The sequence below is a fragment of the Campylobacter concisus genome (assembly GCF_003048675.2).
GTDB classification, from domain to species: domain Bacteria; phylum Campylobacterota; class Campylobacteria; order Campylobacterales; family Campylobacteraceae; genus Campylobacter_A; species Campylobacter_A concisus_F.
The window spans coordinates 1011109-1027043 of the sequence record NZ_CP060707.1 but is presented as its reverse complement, the minus strand read 5'-3'; the positions used below and the strand labels follow the sequence as shown (position 1 = coordinate 1027043).

13 protein-coding genes are annotated in these 15935 nt (G+C 43.1%); 9 read left to right on the top strand and 4 right to left on the bottom strand.

Features of this window, described 5'->3' with window-relative positions:
* Positions 1-4 precede the first annotated feature (4 nt).
* From CVT00_RS05125 to CVT00_RS05085, 9 genes are all read left to right on the top strand, one after another.
* A complete protein-coding gene (locus CVT00_RS05125; RefSeq protein ID WP_009293870.1) occupies positions 5-316 on the top strand; it encodes a 4Fe-4S dicluster domain-containing protein in 312 nt (103 codons plus the stop codon).
* Positions 313-1443 carry a 2-oxoglutarate synthase subunit alpha gene (locus tag CVT00_RS05120; protein ID WP_103558486.1) on the top strand — a complete coding sequence of 377 codons (1131 nt, stop codon included), beginning with the start codon at positions 313-315 and terminating at the stop codon, positions 1441-1443. Before CVT00_RS05125 ends, CVT00_RS05120 begins: the two co-directional genes overlap by 4 nt.
* Positions 1433-2278 carry a 2-oxoglutarate ferredoxin oxidoreductase subunit beta gene (locus tag CVT00_RS05115; RefSeq protein WP_103558487.1) on the top strand — a complete coding sequence of 282 codons (846 nt, stop codon included), beginning with the start codon at positions 1433-1435 and terminating at the stop codon, positions 2276-2278. Before CVT00_RS05120 ends, CVT00_RS05115 begins: the two co-directional genes overlap by 11 nt.
* The gene (locus tag CVT00_RS05110; RefSeq protein WP_103558488.1) at positions 2275-2826 is read left to right on the top strand and encodes a 2-oxoacid:acceptor oxidoreductase family protein; all 552 of its coding nucleotides are present in this window, start codon (positions 2275-2277) and stop codon (positions 2824-2826) included. Before CVT00_RS05115 ends, CVT00_RS05110 begins: the two co-directional genes overlap by 4 nt.
* An 87-nt stretch (positions 2827-2913) precedes the next feature.
* The gene (locus CVT00_RS05105) at positions 2914-3288 is read left to right on the top strand and encodes a heat-shock protein (protein WP_230853721.1); all 375 of its coding nucleotides are present in this window, start codon (positions 2914-2916) and stop codon (positions 3286-3288) included.
* Positions 3289-3729: 441 nt separating this feature from the next.
* Positions 3730-5592: an 8-methylmenaquinol:fumarate reductase flavoprotein subunit gene (sdhA, locus tag CVT00_RS05100; protein WP_107915309.1), complete on the top strand. Its 1863-nt coding sequence runs from the start codon at positions 3730-3732 to the stop codon at positions 5590-5592.
* 9 nt (positions 5593-5601) lie between these two features.
* Positions 5602-6567 (top strand): 8-methylmenaquinol:fumarate reductase iron-sulfur subunit, encoded by a 966-nt coding sequence (gene sdhB / locus CVT00_RS05095; RefSeq protein ID WP_107915307.1) that lies wholly within the window; start codon positions 5602-5604, stop codon positions 6565-6567.
* Between the two features lie 2 nt (positions 6568-6569).
* Positions 6570-7427: an 8-methylmenaquinol:fumarate reductase membrane anchor subunit gene (sdhE, locus tag CVT00_RS05090; protein ID WP_103558032.1), complete on the top strand. Its 858-nt coding sequence runs from the start codon at positions 6570-6572 to the stop codon at positions 7425-7427.
* Between the two features lie 320 nt (positions 7428-7747).
* Positions 7748-12451: a hypothetical protein gene (locus CVT00_RS05085; RefSeq protein WP_107915305.1), complete on the top strand. Its 4704-nt coding sequence runs from the start codon at positions 7748-7750 to the stop codon at positions 12449-12451.
* Positions 12452-12552: 101 nt separating this feature from the next.
* Here the strand turns inward: CVT00_RS05085 and CVT00_RS05080 are convergent, their stop codons facing one another.
* The 4 genes from CVT00_RS05080 to thiF are packed head-to-tail and all read right to left on the bottom strand — an operon-like array spanning position 12553 to position 15930.
* Complete coding sequence (locus CVT00_RS05080; protein ID WP_103558034.1) at positions 12553-13167, bottom strand: thiamine phosphate synthase; 615 nt, start codon at positions 13165-13167, stop codon at positions 12553-12555.
* Positions 13160-14314: a 2-iminoacetate synthase ThiH gene (thiH, locus tag CVT00_RS05075; RefSeq protein WP_107915303.1), complete on the bottom strand. Its 1155-nt coding sequence runs from the start codon at positions 14312-14314 to the stop codon at positions 13160-13162. The genes CVT00_RS05080 and thiH overlap by 8 nt, the downstream gene beginning before the upstream one ends.
* Positions 14314-15078 carry a thiazole synthase gene (locus CVT00_RS05070; RefSeq protein WP_085657385.1) on the bottom strand — a complete coding sequence of 255 codons (765 nt, stop codon included), beginning with the start codon at positions 15076-15078 and terminating at the stop codon, positions 14314-14316. The genes thiH and CVT00_RS05070 overlap by 1 nt, the downstream gene beginning before the upstream one ends.
* Positions 15079-15930 (bottom strand): sulfur carrier protein ThiS adenylyltransferase ThiF, encoded by an 852-nt coding sequence (thiF, locus tag CVT00_RS05065; RefSeq protein WP_107915302.1) that lies wholly within the window; start codon positions 15928-15930, stop codon positions 15079-15081.
* Positions 15931-15935: the final 5 nt, after the last annotated feature.

The window sequence follows — 15935 nt, the reverse complement described above, 5'->3', positions numbered from 1 at the left end:
ATATATGATCGTAAAAGAAAATGTCCCAGTTTGGGTCGATGAGAGCAGGTGTAAGGCCTGTGATGTCTGCGTGAGCTACTGCCCAGCAGGCGTGCTAGGTATGAGGCTTGAGCCAAAGGCGGTGCTTGGCAAGATGATAGAAGTGGTCTATGCTGACTCATGCATAGGATGCCGTGACTGCGAGCTTCACTGTCCTGATTTTGCCATCTATGTGGCTGATAAAGGCTTTAAATTTGCAAAGCTAACGCCTGAGAGCAAAGAGCGAGCTGCGGCTGTAAAGGCAAATAAATTTGCCAAGCTTGGAGAGAGCGCATGAGAGAGGTAGTATCAACTGGAAATGCCCTAGTAGCAAGGGCTGCGGTCGAGTGTGGCTGTAACTTCTTTGGCGGATATCCTATCACTCCAAGCAGCGAGATCGCCCACGAGCTAAGCGTGCTTTTGCCAAAACATGGCGGCACATTTATACAAATGGAAGATGAGATAGCTGGAATTTCAGTAGCTCTTGGCGCAAGTGCGAGTGGCGCTAAAGCGATGACTGCTAGCTCTGGTCCAGGAATTTCACTAAAGGCTGAGCAAATAGGGCTTGGCTTTATCGCTGAGATACCGCTTGTCATCGTAAACGTCATGCGTGGCGGCCCTTCAACTGGCCTGCCAACCAGAGTCGCACAAGGCGATATCTTGCAGGCTAAAAACCCAACTCACGGCGATGTAAATATGATCGTCCTTGCGCCAAGCAGCCTAGAGGAGTGCTACACGCAGACGGTGCGTGCCTTTAACCTCGCAGCTAGGTTTATGACGCCGATTATGCTGCTGCTTGATGAGACGATAGGTCACATGCAAGCTAGAGTGCGCCTGCCAGAGATTAGCGAGCTTGAAATTTATAAAAGAAAAGAGTTTAGCGGCGAGCCAAAAGAGTATAAGCCTTACGAGGCAGCCCACGACGAGCCAGCCACGCTAAATCCTTTCTTTAAAGGCTACCACTACCATATAACAGGGCTTCATCACGGTGCTACTGGTTTTCCAACAGAAGATGGCAAGATCGTTGAAAACTCGATGAATAGGCTGTTTGATAAGATAAATTTACACACTGACGAGTGCGAGAAATTTGAAGAGTTTATGCTAAATGATGCTGAAATTTGTATCATCGCCTTTGGAAGTGTCGCTCTTTCAGCCAAGCAAGCGATCTTAAATTTACGTGAAAAAGGGCTAAAAGTAGGGCTATTTAAGCCACTCACACTCTTTCCAGCTCCAGCTAAAAAACTAAAAGAGATATCAAATAAATTTAATAAAATTTTAGTCTGCGAGCTAAATTTAGGTCAGTATAGCGGCGAAATTTCAAAGATCATCTTAAGAGATGACTTTGCAAAACTGCTAAAAGCAAACGGCAGACCGATAAGCCCAAGCGAGATCGAGGCGAAGATAGGAGAAATTTATGGCTTTTAATTATGATAAATATTTACGAACAGATAAAATGCCTACTCTTTGGTGCTGGGGCTGTGGCGACGGCGTCATACTAAAGGCGCTCATCCGCGCTATCGACACGATGGGCTGGGACATGAACGACGTTTGCGTGGTCTCAGGCATAGGCTGCTCTGGCCGCTTTAGCGGATATCTAGACTGCAACACCATTCACACGACGCACGGCAGAGCCATAGCCTACGCCACTGGCGTAAAGATGGCAAACCCAGACAAGCATGTCATCGTAGTAACTGGCGATGGCGACGGACTGGCGATCGGAGGCAACCACACGATACACGGATGCCGCCGAAATATCGGGCTAAATCACATCTTAATAAACAACTTCATCTACGCACTAACAAACTCGCAAACCAGCCCAACAACGCCAAAGGGCATGTGGACGGTCACGGCACAGTATGGCAATATCGATCCTAGCTTTGACGCCTGTAAGCTCGCAACCGCCGCAGGCGCTAGCTTTGTCGCACGTGGTAGCGTCATCGAGCCTGAGAAGCTCACAAAGCTCTTTGTAGAGGGCTTTAGCCACGATGGATACAGCTTTTTTGATGTATTTTCAAACTGCCACATAAATTTAGGCCGCAAGAACAAAATGGGTGAGGCGGTGAAAAATTTAGAGTGGATAAAGGGTCGCACGACGAGCAAGGTCAAATTTGACATGCTAAGCGACGAGGAGAAAAATGGCATTTTCCCACTTGGTGTGCTTCATAAAGATGAAGAAAAGATCGAATACACCAAGGCTTACGACATGGTAAGAAAGGCTGCTATGAGCGGCGAGGCGATAAATTTTGAGGAGCTAGCATGAAGTCACAGCTAAGATTTGTCGGCGTTGGCGGACAGGGCGTCATACTAGCAGGCGAGATCCTCTCAGCTGCTAAGATAAAGGCGGGCGGATACGGCGTCAAGGCCTCTACCTACACATCTCAGGTGCGTGGGGGTCCAACGAAGGTCGATATCATACTTGATGAGAAAGAAATTTTATATCCTTATGCAAACGATGGCGAGATAGATTTCATGCTTGCCACTGCGCAGATAAGCTACGATGCCTTTAAAAATGGCGTGAAAGAGGGCGGCGCGATCGTTATTGAGCCAAATTTGGTAAAAGTAAGCGATGAAGATAAAAAGCGCTGGAAAATTTATGAAATTCCTATCATCTCTATCGCAAAAGACGAAGTCGGAAACGTCATCACTCAAAGCGTCGTGGCTCTTGGTGTGGCTGTGGCGATGAGTGGCTGCATGGATGAAAATTTAGTGCGCGAAGAGATGCTAGCAAGCGTGCCAGCTAAGGTCAAAGAGGCAAATGCTAAAGCTTACGAGCTAGGTCTAAAATATGCAAAAGAGCTTTTGAAATAAATTTTTTGGCTAAATTTGATTTAGCCAAAACCTCACAATATGGATCAGATAAAACTAGAAAATTTCCGCAAAGAATATGGCTTTAAGATGCCTATTATTAGGAGCTTGCCATACGATGAGTGCTTAAAGATAAGAGAGAATTTACTTCATAAATTTAGCCTAGATGATGTAGATGAGTTTTTTAAGATAGATAAATTTAGCAGGCTTGATGGCTTTAATGCGGACGAAGAAAATTTTGATCTCAAGGCTGTTTTTGGAAAGCTTAACATCGCCACGCCAAATGAAATTTGCATAAATTTTAATAAATTTGAGAGCATTGATATTTTGCATTTTGATGATCTATCTAAATTTTTTAGCGATGTCTGGTATCCGTCACTTGATGATATTGAGATATTTGATATAAATTTAAGTTTTATTATTTCAGTCAGACACTATGGTGCTATCTATCATTTTACTTTCTAGCTATCAAAAATTTACAAATTTATATGATTTTTGATAATCATACGATTTTTATCTCATTTAAATTTATTAGTTTTTAATTATTTATTTAGTTTTAAGAAATATCCTCAAAAGATACGTAAAATTGGCTATTTTTATAACATTTTTATCTATTTTCATTAATATATTGCGAGATAATATTATTTTTTTATCTTTTATCAAAATAATAAAATTTATAAGTAGTAGCCACAAATACGATAAAATGGTCTTTTTGCCAAATGATTTTAGCTATCAAATCTCACTATACAACCTAAAAATAAATTCTTATGTTTCTTTTTAAGTAAATTTTATGTAAAGTTACATCATTAATTTTTAATTAATCTACTTATTTTTAAAAATATTAAGAAATAAACTTGCGGTGCGTCTTAACGCTAATAAACTTATTAAAAAAATAGGAAGTTATCAATGAGTGAAAAATTTACCAGAAGAGAATTTCTACAAAGCGCCTGTATCAGCGTAGGTGCGCTAGCCACAACAGCTGGTGCGACCAATGTTTTTGCTGGCGAGTTTCCAAAGGGCAATGAAAATGGCTTGCCATCTGTTGATGTGCTAATAATCGGCTCTGGCGGTGCTGGACTTCGTGCAGCAACAGCCGTTCGCAAGCAATATCCAAACTCAACCGTCGTTGTCGCTACAAAGATGATGCCATCACGTAACGCGACTTGTATGGCAGAGGGCGGTATAAACGGCGTTACTGACTTTAGTAACGGTGACAGCTTCAAGCTTCACGCGTATGACACAGTTAAAGGTGCGGCTTATCTTGCTGATCAAGATGCAGTTGTGAAATTTTGCGAGGCAGCAGGCGCAGTCATCCACGAGCTAGATTACAACGGCATGCTCTTTTCTCGTATAGACAATGGCGACGTGTCCCGTAAAGATAATGGCGATGTTGCATTTCGCTTCATGGGTGGCGCTAGCAAAAAACGCTGTAACTACGCAGCTGATAAAACCGGTCACGTTTTGATGCACGCCTGTCTTGACGACGCTATCACAGCTGGCGTTAAATTTCTAATGGATCACGAGCTACTTGAGATCGGTCTTGAGGACGGCAAGGTCGAAGGCGTCGTTCTTCGCAACATTCAAGATGGTCAAATTTACCCAGTTCTTTGCAAATCTCTAGTCATTGCAACTGGCGGATACACTAGAATTTTCTATAACCGCACATCAGTTCCATTTATAGCAACAGGCGATGGCATCGCTGCTGCGCTTAAAGTAGGTCTTGGTTTTGAAGACCCTGAGATGCTTCAGTTTCACCCAACTGGCGTTCAAAATGGTGGCACGCTAATCACAGAAGCCGCTCGTGGCGAGGGCGGATACTTGTTAAACAACAAGGGCGAGCGCTTTATGAAAAACTATCACGAAAAGATGGAGCTAGCTCCACGTGACGTCGTCGCTCGTGCGATCGAGACAGAAATTCGCGAGGGTAGAGGCTTTGGCGAGGGTATGAGCGCTTATGTACTTTGCGATGTTCGTCACCTTGGCAAAGATACTATCATGAAAAAGCTTCCAAAAATTCGCCACACAGCTATGCTTTTTCAAGACATCGACCTTATCGAACAACCAGTGCCTATCCGCCCAACAGCTCACTACTCAATGGGTGGTATAGAGGTAGCTAAATTTGATGATATGAGCACAAAAATCCCTGGAATTTATGTAGGTGGCGAGGCCTCATGCGTATCTATCCACGGTGCAAACCGCCTTGGTGGTAACAGCTTAACTGACGCAGTTGTAACTGGCGATCTAGCTGGCAAAGGTGCTGGTGCTTACGCTCAAAATGCAAAATTTGCAAGCGGCAAGAAAACTTCTGAGCTAGCAAAAATGTGGCAAGATAAATTTAAAGCCATAGCAACAGGCGAGGGTGGCGTAAATGATATGTACGCACTTCGTGAAGAGCTTGGTAAAAACAACTGGGATCTAATGGGTATCTTTAGAACTGGTGCAAAACTAGATCAACTCTCTAAAAACCTAGAAGCTATCCAAGCAAAATATGACACCCTTAAAGTGCCAAATCAAAACCCAGTCATGAACACAGCATTTACTGACTATGTCGAGCTTGGCAACCTTATACTTCTTTCTCGTGCAGCATGTCTTGCAGCGCAAAATCGTCTTGAGAGCCGTGGCGCTCACACAAGAGAGGACTATCCAAAAAGAGATGATGTAAATTTCTTAAAACACAGCATAGTCACACTAAAAGACGGCAAGCTTGAACTTAGCTACAAAGACGTTGTGACAGGCATATTTTCACTTGACGGCAAGAAGCCAGAGTAAGGAGCTAGGATGAAAATTATTATCGACCGTTTTGACGGAACTAAAAAATATGAATCAACTTATGAGCTAACAAATGAAGAGATCAAAGGCAAAACTCTTTTAACAGTGCTTTTTGACATCAAACAAAAAAAGGATGCGACGTTAAATTTCACAGCATCTTGTCGCTCAGCGATATGCGGTGCGTGCGCTGTTAGAGTAAATGGTCACTCATATCTAGCTTGCGATACAAAGATGAACGAGCTTTTGGCTGAGTTTGGCAACCCAGATACTATTAGAATTTCACCACTTGGAAATTTCAAGGTTATCTCAGACCTTATGGTCGATTGGGAGCCAAGTATAGAAAATTTACGCAAGATCAGACCAAGCATCACTGCTAAGTCAGAATTTAGCGCTGCAAAAGGCTGTAAGCAAAGTCAAAAAGAGTACGACAAAGTTGCACTTGAATGGGACTGCATACTTTGTGGTGCGTGTGCTAGCGAGTGTAATAAGCTTGAAGCAGATGCGAGCGACTATATGCAGCCATTTGTATTTGTTCATGCTTATAGAGCCGCTTTTGACTCACGTAGCAAAGATCCTATGCCACACCTAAAACCAGCTATCGACAACGGACTTTGGATGTGTGTAAAGTGCCAAGAGTGTGCTGACCGCTGTCCAAAGGGCATAAGCGCATGCGGTGACATAACTGATCTTCGTATCATGGCTATACAAAAAGGCTTTAATGAGGGCATGGGGCCAGATCACGCTGAGGCATTCTTAACTGATCTGGTTGATGGCTCAGGCAGACTAAATGAAATTAAGCTTGCACTTCGTTCAGAAGGCGTTATCAAAAATATGGGCAAAATGGATATCGCGGCAAATTTAATGCTTGCTGGTAAGATGAATCCGCTTCATATTTTTGGTGAAGAGGATATTGAAGGACATGATGATCTAGTAAAAATGATAAATGCGGCTCGCAAAGCTGCTAGTAAGGAGTAACTATGCAAAACGAATTCGCTTTTTTCCCAGGATGCGTACTCTCTCAAGCAGCTAAAGAGGCTAAGATGTCGCTTGAGGCTATCGCTCCAGTACTTGGATGGAAGCTTCACGAGATAAAGGGCTGGAGCTGCTGTGGTGCTCAACAAGCACAAGACGTCGATCCTATGGCAGCACTTGTGGCAAATGCTAGAAATATAGCGCTTGCAGAGCAGATGAATATGCCGATGCTTACGACATGCTCAACTTGTATGCTAACTCTAACAAGAGCTAAAAGCACGCTTGATAAGGGCGCAAAAGATCGTATAAATACCTTTTTAGCTGAAGGCAATATGAAATATAACGGTTCAACCGAGATCACAAGCCTTCTTTGGGAGCTTTATCAAAATGTCGATACGCTAAAAGCAAAGGTTGTTAAACCACTTAGCGGCCTAAAAGTAGCGCTATTTTACGGCTGCCACAGCCTAAGACCTGAAAAAGATCTGCACAATAGAGAAAGTTCAGTCAATCCAAAGAGTTTTGAAACCGTCGTAAGCGCACTTGGCGCTACTATCGTACCATTTGAGAAAAGACTTGACTGCTGCGGCTTCCACGCTAGCTATCCAGCTGGAAAATCAGTAAGAAAAATGTCAAGCCAGATCGTAAATAACGCTGATCAAAATGGTGCAGACGTAGTTGTAACTCCGTGCCCACTTTGCCAAATGCAACTTGACATCTATCAAGAGAGATATCAAGATGAGAACCACTCAGATGTTAGAAAGCCTATCATCCACCTATCTCAGCTTGTAGGTCTTGCACTTGGTCTATCTGTTGAAGAACTAGGTCTTGATCTAAACATCATCGACGCTAGCAAGATAGCGTAAATTTTATCCCACGTCTTTTGGCGTGGGAGATTTCAAACATAAATTTTTCAAAATAAATAAAATTTGATAACAAAATAGTTTTAAAATTTACTTTGTGACATAGAAATTTGCCTGCAGCTAAAATTTATTTAAATTTGCTCTTTTATATCATCGCAAAAATAGCGTTATATCAGGTAATTACAATAAATTTTAAATATAAAAAAGAGCGGCAAAATGACAATTTTTTATATAAAATCACTTTATTTATTTTGTAATACTTTTGGCTATAATCGCGTGAAAATTTAAATGGATGTTTTAGTTTTAAATTTAAAGGAAGAAAGATGCAAAGCGTTGGTGTCGTCGCAAAGATAAGTGGAAAAGTTTTTGTAAAACGAAACGGAAAGTTGATCTTGCTAAAGCAGGGCGACGAGATATTTTTGGGCGATGAGATCATCACGCAAAGCGGCAACGACACTATCGTTATAAATTTCGACCACGCTGCACCTATCACGCTACTTGAACCACAAACTATCATCATCACAAAAGAGCTATCAAATGCAAAATTTGACACCCAAGGCAATGAAGCGCAGGTAGAAGAGGACAAGAGAAGGATTTTTGGCGAGAGCGAAGAGTCTAGTAGCAAAAGTAGCGACGAAAATGCTCAAGGCTCTAGCCACCACTCTCACGGTTCAAGTCATGGTAGCGACGCAGCAAGCATAAATGGGTCAAATTTTGACACGCAAGGGCACATCTCAAACGTAGTTTGGTTTGACGGCGGTACGCTAGAACTGCCAGCTATCATCTCAAGCGAGCCAACAATGCCGGTTAGCTCTATTAGCGGTGCAGCGCCAGTGGTGGCAGAGCAAAAAGAGAGCGCTCCAGCTATCCTAGCACCAAGCATTGCGCTTTTAAAAGACCTTGATGGCGATGGCTATATCAATATCGCAGAAGCAGGCGGCGATCCTAATCACACAAGCATGGCTGTTGCTTTTAACAACGACTTTAGGCCAGGCGACAAAGTGACGCTAGAAGTTGTAAATAACGGCACAAAGACCACGCTTTCTTACAAAGTAGATCCTGCAGGCACAAGCGTGATAAATGAAAACAATCCAAGCGAAATTTTGCCTATCACACCAAGTGCAATAAATCCAGAACAAAAAGAATTTATCATCCCAAGCGTTGCTATCACGCCAAATGCCCCGTTTAATGTAAGCTCCAGCATCACACTAGCAAATGGCGCTAGTTCAGCTCCAGCAAAGGCGGCCGCGAGCGTTGATACTATTACGCCAGCTCTTAGCTTTACAAAGGTGATTTTAGGCAAAGACCTAAACGGAGACGGCGTGATAGATGCTAGCGAAAATGGCTTTAATCCAGCCAGCAGTACGCCAAGCGACGATGCGAAGATCGTTTTATCACCAAATATGAAAATAGGCGACAAGATAAAGCTCACTACAACTGATCCTGACGGCACTTTGCATGAAAAGACGCTCGTTAAAACATCTAGTGGCACGCTTGTGGATAAAGATAGTGGCGAGAGCTATCCACTCACAAGTGAGAGCGGCGGAAATGTCGGCTTTAACGTGGCAAGCGCTGTTAAAATTTCATCATCAACGCCAACAAATGTAAATATCCAAATGATAAGCAAGTCAGGCAACCCAGGTGCGACAGATACGGTAACTATAGCAAATAATAACGATCCGATCGCCGTTTTTACCCTTGATGAGAACAAAGACGGCATTATAAATGCAGCCGAACTAGCTAAAAGTGGTGGCACGGCGTCGCTTATAGATATCTACGTGCCAAACAACGCCGCAGTTGGCGACAAGATCCGCATAAAGGTCGATGACCCAGCTAGCACACCAACAAGTGTCACAAAGACCTATACTATCGCACCTGACGGACTTACTGCCACGCTTGATGGAGGTAGCGAGACTATCTCTATCCAAAATGGTAAGATCACAGTTACTGACCCTACAAGCTCAACTGATCCAAGCAGAAAAAAGCTAAGCACGACGATCATTGACGGCACGACTGGAGCTTTAAAAGCTTCAAGTGTGAGTGAAATTTCAAGCGATACGGTCGCACCTGTTAGGTCTCCGCACGTGCAGTTTGCAAAAGATAGCGATAAAGACGGCGTGCTAACTAGTAAAGAGAGTGGCTTTAGCCCTGATGGTGCGAAGACCTCTATAAAGATGAAAATTCCAAACGACGCAAGAGATGGCGATAAATTTGAGATAGATATCGCAGGAAGCGACGGCAAAACAGATAAGATAACCATTAAAATTTCTCAAAACGCATCCGGCACATATAGTGCCACAAGAGATGATGGCGTAGCCATTAGTGTAAATAATGGCACCATAGAGACCACTACAAAACTTTATGGCGTTACGACAAATTTCACGACCACATTTACCGACAAAGCTGGCAACAAAGCAGACCCAGTCACAGACGAGATCACCGTAGATAACAGCATAAAGGTGCAGTTTGCAAGGGATAATGACGGAGACGGGCTAATAGATAGCATCACCACCCCTTCTGGCTCACCTTCAACCCAAAGCGACCTTGATATCTACGTACCTAGCAACGCAAAACCAGGAAGCAACGTAAGCGTCACTATCTCAACTCCGACCATACCAGCTGTAACCACAACGGTCAAATACACAATAAGCGACGATGGACTAACTGCCTTGCCAAGCGACGGCTCGGCGCCACTTCCTATAGTAGATGGCAAATTTAGCATACCAAATGTCCCTATCTCGGTCGATCACTCTACGCCTGTTAGAGCCACTATCACTACACCAAACGAGGTCACCACAACTGATGGCGTTCGCGGTAGGCTCTTTGACTTTGGAATTTTAAGCTACATAGATGACGTCAAGCTTGCCACGCAGATAGATGGAGGAGCTATAAATATCGCTAAATACCTTAGGGTAGAGGACTATGAGAAGGTTATCCAGAAAAACAACTTTGACGATGAGACAAAAACTATAAAAGAGTACAACATCTCACTTACTAATGACGAACAGCCAAATATTGTATTTGGCGTGGACCGCGACCCTGGCACAAAGCTTCGTTTAGCACTTGAGGATGATCATGGTAATACCAAAATTTTACCAAGCGGGCAAACATATATAGATCTAACAGTCGGCGCAGATAAACGTGTAAATATGGACTTTGAGGCCCTTGGTATAAAGCTAGATGAGAGATACTCAAACATAAGAGCGACCGTTTTAAAGAGTGATGACACAAAGGATGATGATCTGATGGTTCACGTAGATCTAGACGCCACCCCTGATGCGATCGGCACTCCAACGGCAACTTCACATGTAACTAGCGTAGATATCTCAGGCAGTGTTGGCACCGATGCTAGTGGCAACAACACGCTAAATAAAAACACCATAAACAAAGTAGATCTTTATGATCTGCTAAATTCCGTCCATAAAAGCTCAGCTCTTGATGATACGCACAGCTACTCTGAAAATTTTGCCCTGCCAGCAAACAGCACCGGAGCAAATTTCATGATAAAAAATGCCGACACCGCAGGAAACGTCTCTGTTAGCACGGTGACATTTATCGGTAACAGCGGCCTTGATGCTGATATGTGGTTTTATAACTATGTAGATCCATCTTGGACGGCTAGGGTAGGCAGTAACAACTCTGGTGTTTACTCGCAGCGAGGGGGCAAATCCATCTATAAAGACTATATCAAAATTTACTCTCCAAGCGCCTCTACTACATATGACGTTGTGCAGTTTGCCTCTGGGACGCACTATAAGACCCTACGTGACCAAGGCAATATGCATGCAGAAGATCTAGCAAGAGTGGGTAGATATGGCAGTGATGCCTTGTATAACGCATCTAATCCATACGCACCAAAGAAATTTAGAAACGGCGTAGATACGACTGCTGGTACGGGAGAAAATATAGGCTTTGCAAATGGCATACTAAAAGGCAAGCCTGGCAACTACACGCTTGGAGAGTCAAACCCTGTTGGCTCTGACCTTGTCATGAAAATGGATGGTTGGATATATGTAAATGCTCCTGGAAAATACTCTATAAGAGCAGCAGATCTACACAACTACGCAGAGCTAACCATAAATGGTAATACGCTAAAATTTGGAAGTGCAACAACATTTATACAACCATCTACAGAGGTATCATATGGCAAAAATGGTCAATGGTATAGCACTGATTATACTTTTAATAAGGCTGGCTTTTATAAATTTGATTTAGAGTATATGGACGGAACTGGCGAGATGAATTTATCTTTGTATATAATGCAAAAAAATAGTGCACCAGCTAGTGGACCATATCCATCAGATACTTTGGTGGGGTCAGAACATAGTGGTACTCGCCTCTTTAGTAACAACTACGTTGAAGCGCTCATTCAAAATGATTTTATAAAAAAGATAGGCACTACAAATTCTTACGAGATAAATACGAGCAAATATAGCGAGGCAAATTTTGGAGACCCAATCTATCTAAAACAAGAAGGCGACGTAAAAGGCGGTAACCTAGATGATGCTTTTGTTTATAGTAAGGGCAGGGCGATAGATGGCAAAGGTGGTGTAGATACGCTTATAGTGGTTGATGATGTGGATTTTTCAAATTTAGACAATGTTAAAAAGATAAATAACTTTGAAAAAGTACAACTTGGCAGCGCAGATCAGGCTGTTTCTATAAAATTTAGCCCAAATGGTATCTTTGATATCGTAGATAGTAGAAATACAAGAGATGCGAGCAATAGTGCGGCCAGCGAGAGCGTAAATACCGTGCTAAAAGTTATAGGCGATAGTAAAGACCTGGTACAGCTTACACATGATTTTGTAAAAGCCACAAAAGCAGATATCACCACGCTAAATAATAAACATAGCGTCGTTGGCGATACTTATAACAAAGTAGATGTCACAAGTGATGGTGATGCGGTAAATCAAGTCTATAAAGCGACCTTTAATCGCCAAGAAGTTATCAATGGTAACACAATAAATTCAAAGCATACTGTATATGTCGAGATCCAAGACGGCGTGCAAGTTGATCTGTTGTAAAGCTCATCTTGGTTCTTGCAAGAGGAGCAAGAATAGTCTGTAAATTTAATTTTATGTAGTTTTATATATAAAATAATATGTAAAATTTTATGCAAATAAAGCTAAATTTGCTCGTTTTTGCTCTTTGCTATCTTTTTTATAAGCTCCATATCGCCGTTCATTGCTAAGCTCATAAAACAAACTCCGTTTGCGCCTGCTTTTATGGCCTCTTTGTAGCTCCCGCTATCTAGTCCGCCAAGTGCATAAATTTCTTTATCAAGGCTTTTTAGCTCGCTTATAAAATTTAGCCCTTTTGGCTCTAAACCCGCCTTGCAAGAGGTGGCAAATATATGAGAAGCTACGAGTACGTCAGCGATTGTAGCTGAAATTTTAGCCTGCTCTAGGTCGTGAGCTGGGGCGTAAATTTTAGCTGTTTTTCTAAAATCATCCAAAAAAACGCCGTGATTTTTAAAAAAATCAAGCTGCGCTGAAGTGAGCCAAAAGTCGCTCTTTAGCTTGCATGCTACGTCAAAAAATTGATTAATGATAAATTTCTTGCGGTAGTTTTCACAAATTTGAGCCACAACCATAGCAAGATCGTAAAAATGAGCTTCGCTTAACCCCTTTGCACGAAGCAAAATTTCATCCACGCCAGCCTTGCAAAGTAGCTGAATTCTCTTTAAAAAGTCATCACCATCATAGCTTTCAAAGTCAGCCACGCAGAGAATTTTAAACATAGACATACTCGCTCATCAAGGGCTCTAAGCCGTTTGCTTTTATCATTGCTTTTATCTCATCCACGCTTCTGTCGTCACTTATCTCAAACTGCTCGTCGCCCTTTTTCTCTTCACCGTGAGCGCCGATACTTACTTTTACGCCAGCGCTTATCTTATTTGCGGCGATCTTTACGGCGTTGTCGCGAAATTTCGCCTTTTCTCTGGTTGAGATCGTTATGCTAGCTGTTGGCATGAAAATTCTATAAGCGCAGATCACTTGCAAAAGCTCGCGCTCGCCCACGTCACGCGGATTGATGCGGTCGTTGTTGATGATAGGGCGAAGTCTTGGGCATGAAAATGCGATCTCGGCGTGCGGATATTTTTTTTGAACTAAGCTTGCGTGAAGTGCCGTAGCAAAGGCGTCAAGTCTAAAGTCATCTATGCCAAGAAGTGCTGCAAAACCAACTCCTCTCATACCTCCAAGAAGCGCTCGCTCTTGCGCATTTAAGCGGTATGGAAAAATTCTTTTATTGCCACCAAGGTGGATTTTCTCATATTTTGTGGGATTGTAGGTCTCTTGAAAGACGGTCACGTAGTCTGCGCCACTTTTGTGAAGCAGGGCGTAGCCCTCAGAGTTTAGTGGGTAAATTTCAACACCAACGACTTTAAAAAATTTCTTTGCCAAAACGCAGGCGTTTGCGATGTAAGCGACACTTGAGTTGGTCTCGCTCTCGCCAGTTAGTATTAAAATTTCTTCTAAGCCACTCTTTGAAATTTCTCTTAGCTCCCTTGTAATCTCCTCGTCGCTTAGCTTTGCCCTTTTTATATTGTTTTTAGCATTAAAACCGCAATAAACGCAGAGATTATCGCAGTAGTTTGCTATGTAAAGCGGTGTAAAAAGCGTGATGTTTGAGCCAAAATTTGCTCTTGTTTTTGCCTGAGCGAGCTGGGCGATTGGCTCTAAAAATGGCGCTGCAGCAGGCGAGAGCAGGGCTTTTAGATTTTCTAGCGAGCAGTGCTTTGCATTAAGAGCTGCTTTTACGTCCGCTTCTGTGTAAATTTCTGGCTTGTAGCTAGCACGCTCTTTTAAAATCTCATCCATGATCTCACTGCCAACGTCCTGCATGTGAGGTAGCAGCTGCATGTGATCGGTTCTAGAAAATTTCATCAGTCTAAAAATCCAGTGAGCGGTGATGAGGCGTTTGCGCTTTTGCTTTTTGCGCCAAGCCCTGCTAGATAGGCGTTGCGACCAGCGATGATCGCCTCTTTGAAGGCTCTTGCCATGAGCGGGATATTTTTAGATGAGGCGATAGCTGTGTTTGCCATGATCGCAGCCGCTCCCATCTCCATCGCTTCGCACGCTTGTGATGGCCTGCCTATGCCAGCATCAACTATGATCTGCGTATCAAGCTCGTTTATCAAAATTTCAATAATATCTTTAAAAACTAGCCCTTGGTTTGAGCCAATGGGCGCAGCTAGAGGCATTATGCAGCTTGCTCCTGCACTTAGCATCGCTCTTGCGGCGTTTAGATCTGGAAACATATATGGCATTGGCACAAAGCCGTCATTTGCCAAGGCTTCACAAGCTTTTATGGTTTCAGCATTGTCTGGAAAGAGAAATTTAGAGTCAGTGATGATCTCTATCTTAACAAGCTCGCCGCATCCAAGCTCACGTGCAAGCTGGGCGATACGAACGGCCTCTTTGGCGTTTCTAGCGCCACTTGTGTTTGGCAAAAGCGTCACACCTTTTGGGATAAAGTCAAGTATATTTCGCTCTTTGCTCTCGTTTATGCGCCTAAGAGCAAGGGTTAAAATTTGCGCTCCAGCCTCGTTTATGGCTGAGTCGATGAGCTCGTGCGAGTACTTGCCAGAGCCAAGGATAAAGCGGCTTTGAAATTCCTTGCCGCCAAGGGTCAAACTATCACTTTGCACTTACGCCTCCAAGCCCATAAGCAGTCTAATGGCTAAATTTGCCTCGTGGTTTGCGCAGACTGCGACGCGCGGCGCCATGAGCCCTTGACCGATCTTCGCCTCATTTGTGAGGTCGCCGCAAAGATAGACATTTTTGGCAAATTTTATGGTTTTTATGAGATTTGAGCTAAAGTATCCTGCCATGCCAGAGGCGCCAATGATCTTTTTATCTTTTAAGCTTGCCCCAGCTTCGTTTAGTATCATCGCCTTGCCAGCGACGTTGTCAAAGGCTTCGCATAAAATTTCACACTCGCCAAAGACGCTAGCCACGTTTTTTTCATCTAAAAATATATCGTGAGTTTCGACCTCGACAAAGGGATTGACGTCATTTATCAGCTCTTTAAGCGCCTGCGTCTTTTTTAAGCCGATGTGGCGGACAAAATACTGCTGGCGGTTTAGATTGCTTGGCTCAACAACGTCAAAGTCGGCAAGCACTAGCTTTTTTACGCCAACTCTTGCAAGACTTAGCGCGATATTTGAGCCAAGGCCACCAAGTCCAGCCACGCCGATCACGGCTTTACTTAGGGCTAAATTTAGCTCAGGGCTGTTTCGTGAGGCGATCATCGCGCGTAAAACTTCACGCTCAGGCATCACGCCGCGCCTTATAAATACGACGTTTGAGCCATCTTTTAGCTCGCTATCTTCTTTTATAGCAAAGCCATCAACGATAAAAATGTCTGGCTTGGTTGCGTTAAATTTCTCTAAAAATTTATAAATTTCACTCTCTTTATCGCCAAGCGCAAGCTCTTTTAGCTCGTTAAGGCTTTTTACTGGCACCTTAAATTTTGCGCCATTTAAAACTATCTCTATCATTTTCT